Source organism: Thermus caliditerrae (assembly GCF_021462525.1).
Classification (GTDB): domain Bacteria; phylum Deinococcota; class Deinococci; order Deinococcales; family Thermaceae; genus Thermus; species Thermus caliditerrae.
In genome coordinates this window covers 49,544-56,551 of sequence record NZ_JAKEDT010000015.1, presented here as the reverse complement: position 1 = coordinate 56,551, position 7,008 = coordinate 49,544, and the positions used below count along the sequence as shown (strand labels likewise).

Here is a 7,008-nt window from a genome sequence, read left to right as displayed (position 1 = left end):
TTGCGTCTGGTGGTCCTGGAAGGGCGGGTGGCGGTGCTAAACCTCAAGCCCCATCACGAGCGGGTGGCGCGCCTCTTGGGGGTGGAGCGATATTACCTCCTGGAGTGAGAGGGGTGCGGAATGTGGGCTCTAGCACACCGCTCGAGAACATCGGTTGCTCAGCGCGTACCCACTTCCTGGACAGATAAAAGGGGCGGTGGTTCATCTCGTGGCAAGGTGATCCTGCGTAGTGGTTAATCAGCAAGATGTTCATAGTAGTCCTCAAAAACACGCTCTTTTGATTCTCTACCCTCTAAAAGCCATTCGCCACAATGGTTGCAATTCTGGTCCCCGCGGTGCCCTCACCGTAGGGAGAAGCCTTCGCTCCTTCCCACTGTCGCAAAAGAGCATCAACAACCACCTCTACGTCTAGAGGCGGATATACCACGTTCCACCCCAACTCCACCAGCTCTACCCACTCTGTTTCATCTCGGAGCGTAACACATGGCACCCCATAGAAGAACGCTTCTTTCTGCACACCACCAGAATCCGTGGCAATGAGGCGGGCATTCTTTTCCAGCATTGCCATATCCAGGTATCCCACCGGCTCAAGGCTGAGGACCTTATCTAATAAGCCTTGTAGGCCGTAGGCTTCCGCCCGCTTGCGGGTACGGGGGTGCACCGGAAACACCACCGGCACCTCCTGGTGCACCCGGACCAGAGCCTCCAAAATAACCCGTAGCCGAACAGGGTCATCGGTATTCTCTGCCCGGTGAACCGTAGCCAGAACATATCTCTTGGGCGGAAGGTTGAGCCGCTGGAGTATCTGGCTGTATCTCTCTGCCTTTTCCCCATAGTAAAGAGCTGCATCATACATCACATCCCCTACCCAGTGGATGGCACTCATTGGAAGACCCTCTCGCAAAAGGTTTTGCACGGCCTGTTCCGTGGGGGCAAAAAGAAGGTTAGATATGTGGTCCGTCAGTACTCGGTTGATTTCCTCCGGCATACGCCGATTAAAAGAGCGAAGGCCTGCCTCTACATGGGCTACCGGAATGTGAAGCTTGCTGGCCGCCAAAGCGCCCGCTAGGGTGCTATCGGTATCCCCGTAAACCAAAACTAAGTGGGGCCTTTCGTTTATCAATACTTTTTCTATAGCTTCCAACATACGGCCCGTGTTCTGACCATGGCTTCCTCCCCCGATCCCCAGGTGGTAATCGGGCTCCGGAATATCCAGCTCCTCAAAGAATACTTGGCTCATATTGTCATCGTAGTGCTGGCCTGTGTGAACCAGCACTTCTCGCACCCCCGGAGTAACCCGTAACACACGAGACACCACCGCCGCTTTGATGAACTGGGGGCGTGCCCCCACCACGGTTAAGATTTTACGCATCCTGAGTCCTCCGAAGCTTTGTTAAGGTTTGAGCCACCCTTTCTACTCTGCGCCGGACAAGTCATTGCCAAGACCCAAGGTCGTCTTTGTCCAGGAGCTTTTTATAGAATACAAATAGCTAGCTTCTCTTTTTCTTTTCCCGCTCCCAATTGTACTTTTGCTCAACCACACGCAACCCACGCTTTCCCATCTCCTCGGCCTCCTCAGGATGACTAAGCAAGTGGTCTGTTGCGCCCGCAATCGCATCGGGATCCAAGGGGTTAATCAAAAGAGCGCACCCTGTATCCGCACCTATCCTCCTCCGGAGAGGAGAATCCGAAGCCTGATGTGCGCCCCTAATTTTGAACTCCTCCTGTCTCTTTGCCATGGGAAGCCCCCAAAGCCTCCCGCAAAGCCTCTTCCGGGGTCCGGTATCCCAGCCCCGAGTGCAGCCGTCCCTCGTGGTAGTATCTGATCCGTTCCGCAATCACCCCCTTCAGCTCCTCTAGCGTTCGGGCTTCCAGGAAGAGGTCCCGGTTCTCCCCCTTAAAGCGAGAGAAGAAGGACTCCACCACCGGGTTCCCCCTCGGCCCCATCAGGCTATACGAAACCCTCTGCCCGTCCTCCAGAAGAAGCTTCCCCACCCACTCGTGGCTCAGAAAAGCTCCCCCCTGGTCGTGGTGGATGAGAGCCCAGGGCTCCCGGCCCGTTTCCCTGAGAATCCGCTCCTTGGCCCCATCCCATACCCCCAGGGCCAGCTCCGCCGTAGGGGAAGGCCCCATCCCCCAGGCCAGCACCGCGCGGGTGGCATGGTCCAGAATGGGCAGAAACCAAACCTTGCCTCCTCCGTAGGGCAGCAGGGTGAAGTCGGTGTACAAGAGTTCAAAGGGCTTGGGTTCCCTTTCCCGCAAGAGGGAAGCCCGGAGGTCTGCCCGCTCTCCCGCAAGAAGCACAATCTCTAGGAGAGGGTTGGGTTTGGGTTTCCTCAGGCCCCGCTTCAAAGCCAGGTGGAAGTCGTTCAGTAGCCGGCGGATGCGCTTGCCATTGACCCGCATCCCCTTCCGTTTCAGCTCCTCCTGGATCCGGCGGTAGCCGTACCGGGGGTGCTCCTGCAGCACCTGGGTGATCAGAGCCAGGGTCTTCTGGTCCTCTTCCTCCCTCTTCCTATCAGCCTCTACCTTCTGCCGGCCGTAGTAGTACCAGGTGGCCCGGGGGATGTCTAGAGCACTCAGGATCCTGGGCAGGGGAGCCAGCCCTTGAGCCAAGGCTTGCTTGGCCAAGGCGATGCGCTCCCCAACAGGCATCTTGGCTACCTCCCCTGCCCTAGGAAGTTTTTTAGGAGGGCGATCTCCACCTCTTTTTTCCCAATGAGCTGCTCCAACTCGCGGATCTTCTTCTCGTACTCCTTCTCCGGGGTCTTCTCGGAAAAGAGAGAAGCTCCTTTGGTCATGAGCTCATCCCGGTACTTGTACACGGTGTTGGGGTGGATGCCGTACGCGCGGGCAATCTCCACGGCGCTTCTCTCCCCTTTCACGACTTCCAGAGCGATCTGAAACTTTACCTGTGGCGTTAGCGGCTTGGCTTTCTTCATCCTGTCCCCCTTGACCCTCAGCCTAACATCTACTGGGCGTTTAGTCTAGAGGGCGCGTATCGTCGGATCCTCCTGAAGATGGCGGGGGTGGAGCTTTGAGGTAGCAAACGAAGGAATATCCGAGAGAGAGGAGAGGGTGGTAATATGTTTGTGTGAGTGTGCGCAGCAATAGCATGCAGCTGGAATCGGTGGAAGCTTCCTCTGTGATCCGGGAGCAGGAACGGAAAAATCGTTCAGGTGATGATGACCTCGAGCCTAGTTGTTTACTTATTGTCTAGCGCTTTATTGCAAGCTAGCGGCATTATTCTGACAATCGCCCTATTCAGGTTCCGTCGATTCTCTCGGCATTTTTTTAGTGCATCTATTGCTCTATCCATTATATTCCCCCCTTTCGGATATTCACCGCATACCCCCTTGACAGGCCAAAGGAGAAGGGGGTGTTTGGTAACGTATGGAAAAACACCAAACACCCTCCTCCATCCTACCCCTGCCCCTGGAGGACCTGGTCTCCCTCCTCCAAGCATGGCTCCAAGCCCGCTTGCCAGTACCGGAGAGAAAACCCGGCAGGCCCAGGACCTTCTCAGACCTCAGCCTTCTCCTCTTCCAACTGGTCCGCATCCTCCTGGGCTTCTCCACCGAGCGCCTGCGCCGGGAACTGGCCCGCAACCCCCAGCTCCGCAGGCTCCTGGGCTGCTGGTGGACCTGGACACAGGGGAGGCGCTGGCTCTGCGGGTGACCCCTGCCCCTTCCCACGACTCCCCGGTGGGACGGGGGATGCTTCTGGTGACGAGACACAACCGGAGACGGGGGAGGTCCAAGGGGGAGGGGCGGGTAGCCAACCTGCGGCGGCGGAGGAGGGGTGCGTACCGGAGGCTTTTGGGGCGGTGGTGGGAGGTGGAGACGGTTTTTGGCCTGCTGAGGGGGCTGAAGGCAGTGGTAGGGCAGGTGGAGGCGTGGATGATGGCCTGGAGCGTGGTGGCCCAGCTTCTTGGGGAGGCGGGTCTGCCCATTGCCCGGGTGTTGCTGGCGGTGGCGTGAGCTGGGTATGCGGGTGAATATCCGAAAGAGGTGTCTGTTTTCTATAAAGAGGACCACTTCCCAAAAGGTGGGTTGAATGGAGGGTACATGAAGATCGCGTACATAGCACACGTTAATTTTTCAAGAAGCAGTGGGGTTGTAAAGAAAATACTGTCACAGGCTACTTGGTGGAGGCAGTTTGGGCATCTCGTGCGGGTATTCTGGCTGACCAGGAAGGAGGAATTGCAGGCCGGAGCTTCGGAGTGGGAAGAGTTTATTGTGTATAAGGGTGGCCCCATGTCTGCTTCGCGCCATCTGGCATTAAGGGACCTGGGGTACCGCGTCCGAAGCTGGTCCCCAGACTTGGTATATTTGAGAAGAGACATGGTGTACCCCACCTATGTGGCTCTAGCGGAGACATTCCCAACGGTAGTTGAGATTAACTCCGATGAGCTTGCAGAGTTACGCTTATACAAGCAGTTTGCCCACCACGTCTACCACTCTTTATCGCGGCCTCTCTTGGACAGGAGGGTAAAAGGATTTGTATTCCCTACAAGAGAGCTTGCATATTCCTCTTATTACAGGAGAGTCTTGGCTCATAAGAAAGTTATTGCCAATGGCATTGATTTTAGGGTTATCCCAACCCTACCCCCAGCGGTGAATGAGAAGCCTGTGCTGGTATTTCTTGCGGAGGTTGCACCGTGGCACGGTATAGATAAGATTTGCCGGTTAGCTCTTGCATTTCCTGACTGGAAGTTCCACTTGATCGGGGTGGACAAGGTGGTGTGCGCTTCGGCAAATGTAGTTGCCCACGGCTTTCTCACGAAAGAACAGTATTTGCCTATAATTGCCACAGCCGATGTGGGGATAGGTACCCTTGCCCTTCATCGGAACGGTATGAACGAAGCGTCACCCCTAAAGGTGCGTGAATACCTGGCCTTAGGACTGCCAGTTATCATCGCTTATGACGATACGGATTTTCCAGAGGGTGCCCCCTTTATTTTGCGCTTGCCGAATACGGAAAATAATATAGAAGGCTCTTTAACGGAGATTAAAAGGTTCGTGGAAGAGTGGAAAGGTAGGCGAGTTTCAAGGAGTGCGATTTCCCACTTGGACCTAGCAGTTAAAGAGAAAGAAAGGCTTTTGTTTTTTGAACAGGTGCTTGCATCGAGTGATCGCACCTAAGAGACGGTTGTAAAAGTCTTGCACCCTTGAAGGGCGCAGAGGACACGCCCATCCCACCCCAGCGACCTCAGCGATGAGGAATGGGCCATCCTTGAGCCCCTGATGCCTGCTCTCAAGCCCGGGGGTCGCCCCGCCAAGGTGCCTCGCCGAGAGATCGTCTTTGGGGCCCCCACCCCAAAGGAACCGCAACTACTTCCGCAAGGGGCAAAAAGGTCAGCCGAAGGCTAGCTTGTAAGGGTTTGGGAGAGAGCAGCCCAGACCCTGGTCCGGCGGGACCGGGAAAGGCGGTATGCCTCTCCCAGCGCCCTGGTGGTGGAGGGCCAATCGGTGAAGACCACGAAAAAGGGGGGGCCCCGAGGCAACGACGGAGCCAAGAGGGTGAAGGGGCGGGTCAGCCGAAGGCTAGCTTGCAACGCCAGGTGGTGGTGGATACCGGGGGGAGGATGCTCCGGGCGTACGTTCGCCCTCCTTACGCCAGGCTATGCCCGTGACCAAACCGTTGCCCAAGCGGTGGGGGATGGGGCGGGCGTTGGCGTGGTTGGGGAGGAACCGGAGGTTGAGCAAGGATTACGAGCAGCATCCTTCCGTCAGCGAGGCGTGGTTGTACTTGGGCATGCTACGCTTGCTGGTGAAGCGGCTGGCCAGGGCCGCGTAAGGTGAGGTGGGGGACTTTTACGACAGCCGCTGGTGATGGAAACTTATACTTTACTTTCCTGTCGAGGGGCAGTGCCCGCACCCATGCATGGTGCGCTTATTGGCGGTACGGCTAGGTAGGTTCAATAGGGAGGTGCTGCGTGGTGTACATTGCTGGGTGGTTGCTGAGTTATTGGGGTGCGATGCTGTGGTATATGGGCTTGCGGAGTAAGTTGGTTTTCCTGCCTGCCCTTCTTTATGTAACAATCGTAATTGTAATACGCTACAGCGGTACTGATACCTTTGGAATCTATGAGCAGTTGCTGGGGCAACTTTTAAGGGGTGAGCAATCTCTTTTCCTTAGCGGGTGGGAGCCTGCCTTTGTAGCGGTTTCGAAAATTTTCTTGCATATAACCCAATCTGAGGTCTGGTCGGTACGCGCCATTGGGTTGCTCTTTATGGCTACGTTGACTCTCTTTTACATGAGAGCCGACAAAACAGAACAAAAAGTGTTTTTCCTTTACCTTTTCCCTGCTTTTGTGTATCAGCTGGGTATGAACGCTATTCGCTTTGGGCTTGCTTTTGCCTTCATTTTATTGGGGTGGCAAGCCTTAAGGCGAGGAAAGTTTTGGGCATATGTTGTTCTTAGTTTGACAGCCACTTTGTTCCACTACTCTGCTGCTGTTATCGCCCTTTTGCTCTTTCTATTGGAAATAAACTTGAAAAGGCCGGCAGTTGTGGCTGGAGCGACGGTCTTTTTGGTTGGGCTGCTTCTTTTAGCGGTAAGTAGGCAGGAGTATTTGGAAGCAAAGCTATTTCTATATGCGGATTACGCCTCACCATCCGTGTGGTCGGGCTTGTCCCGCTCGTTTGCAGTCACTACAATCCTTTTTGGATTCATTATGCCATTTGATGTACGGAGAATGAAGGTAGCGACCTTGCTGCTTATGCTAACCCTTTTGGGGCAAGGTCTTGCTCTTTTCTCCTACGCCGGATTGCGCATCCTGGACATATTGGCTGCTAGTACCCCCCTAGTTCTTTTACGCTGGCTTGATCGTAACGGACTAGCTCCCTCTAAAGCCTTTTGGTTAGGTTTGACCCTAGCAGGTATAGCAAGTTGCTTCTTCTTGTACAGGAATTTCCTTTCCGATTACGATGGCCAGCTGACGGGTACGTTAACACCCTTCTTGCCGTATAGGACGGTTTTCAACTACAATCCCTGAGGGGTCGC

At 55.2% G+C, this 7,008-nt stretch carries 8 protein-coding genes; 4 read left to right on the top strand and 4 right to left on the bottom strand.

Features of this window, described 5'->3' with window-relative positions; all coding sequences use genetic code 11:
* Nucleotides 1-292: 292 nt before the first annotated feature.
* The 4 genes from wecB to L1088_RS08795 form a co-directional block, all read right to left on the bottom strand.
* Nucleotides 293-1,372, bottom strand: a complete 1,080-nt coding sequence (gene wecB / locus L1088_RS08810; protein WP_234554608.1) for a non-hydrolyzing UDP-N-acetylglucosamine 2-epimerase — start codon at nucleotides 1,370-1,372, stop codon at nucleotides 293-295.
* A gap of 118 nt (nucleotides 1,373-1,490) precedes the next feature.
* Nucleotides 1,491-1,739: a glycosyltransferase family protein gene (locus tag L1088_RS08805; protein WP_234554607.1), complete on the bottom strand. Its 249-nt coding sequence runs from the start codon at nucleotides 1,737-1,739 to the stop codon at nucleotides 1,491-1,493.
* Complete coding sequence (locus tag L1088_RS08800) at nucleotides 1,708-2,655, bottom strand: IS3 family transposase (RefSeq protein ID WP_234554606.1); 948 nt, start codon at nucleotides 2,653-2,655, stop codon at nucleotides 1,708-1,710. The genes L1088_RS08805 and L1088_RS08800 overlap by 32 nt, the downstream gene beginning before the upstream one ends.
* A 5-nt stretch (nucleotides 2,656-2,660) precedes the next feature.
* A complete protein-coding gene (locus L1088_RS08795; RefSeq protein ID WP_135261166.1) occupies nucleotides 2,661-2,942 on the bottom strand; it encodes a transposase in 282 nt (93 codons plus the stop codon).
* A gap of 451 nt (nucleotides 2,943-3,393) precedes the next feature.
* Between L1088_RS08795 and L1088_RS08790 the strand changes: the two genes are divergently transcribed.
* The 4 genes from L1088_RS08790 to L1088_RS08770 all read left to right on the top strand — a co-directional run bounded on the left by L1088_RS08790 (nucleotide 3,394) and on the right by L1088_RS08770 (nucleotide 7,000).
* Nucleotides 3,394-3,678, top strand: coding sequence for a hypothetical protein (locus L1088_RS08790; protein WP_234554605.1), 285 nt, complete (start codon nucleotides 3,394-3,396; stop codon nucleotides 3,676-3,678).
* The gene (locus L1088_RS08785) at nucleotides 3,639-3,980 is read left to right on the top strand and encodes a hypothetical protein (RefSeq protein ID WP_234554604.1); all 342 of its coding nucleotides are present in this window, start codon (nucleotides 3,639-3,641) and stop codon (nucleotides 3,978-3,980) included. Before L1088_RS08790 ends, L1088_RS08785 begins: the two co-directional genes overlap by 40 nt.
* 87 nt (nucleotides 3,981-4,067) lie before the next feature.
* A complete protein-coding gene (locus L1088_RS08780; RefSeq protein WP_234554603.1) occupies nucleotides 4,068-5,144 on the top strand; it encodes a glycosyltransferase family 4 protein in 1,077 nt (358 codons plus the stop codon).
* A gap of 794 nt (nucleotides 5,145-5,938) precedes the next feature.
* The gene (locus tag L1088_RS08770) at nucleotides 5,939-7,000 is read left to right on the top strand and encodes an EpsG family protein (RefSeq protein WP_234554602.1); all 1,062 of its coding nucleotides are present in this window, start codon (nucleotides 5,939-5,941) and stop codon (nucleotides 6,998-7,000) included.
* The last annotated feature ends 8 nt before the right edge of the window (nucleotides 7,001-7,008 follow it).

Coding starts and splice junctions, on each gene's coding strand:
- L1088_RS08780 (WP_234554603.1), top strand. CDS start 4,068: ATGAAGATCGCGTACATAGCACACGTTAATTTTTCAAGAAGCAGTGGG.
- L1088_RS08800 (WP_234554606.1), bottom strand. CDS start 2,655: ATGCCTGTTGGGGAGCGCATCGCCTTGGCCAAGCAAGCCTTGGCTCAA.
- wecB (WP_234554608.1), bottom strand. CDS start 1,372: ATGCGTAAAATCTTAACCGTGGTGGGGGCACGCCCCCAGTTCATCAAA.
- L1088_RS08790 (WP_234554605.1), top strand. CDS start 3,394: ATGGAAAAACACCAAACACCCTCCTCCATCCTACCCCTGCCCCTGGAG.
- L1088_RS08805 (WP_234554607.1), bottom strand. CDS start 1,739: ATGGCAAAGAGACAGGAGGAGTTCAAAATTAGGGGCGCACATCAGGCT.
- L1088_RS08795 (WP_135261166.1), bottom strand. CDS start 2,942: ATGAAGAAAGCCAAGCCGCTAACGCCACAGGTAAAGTTTCAGATCGCT.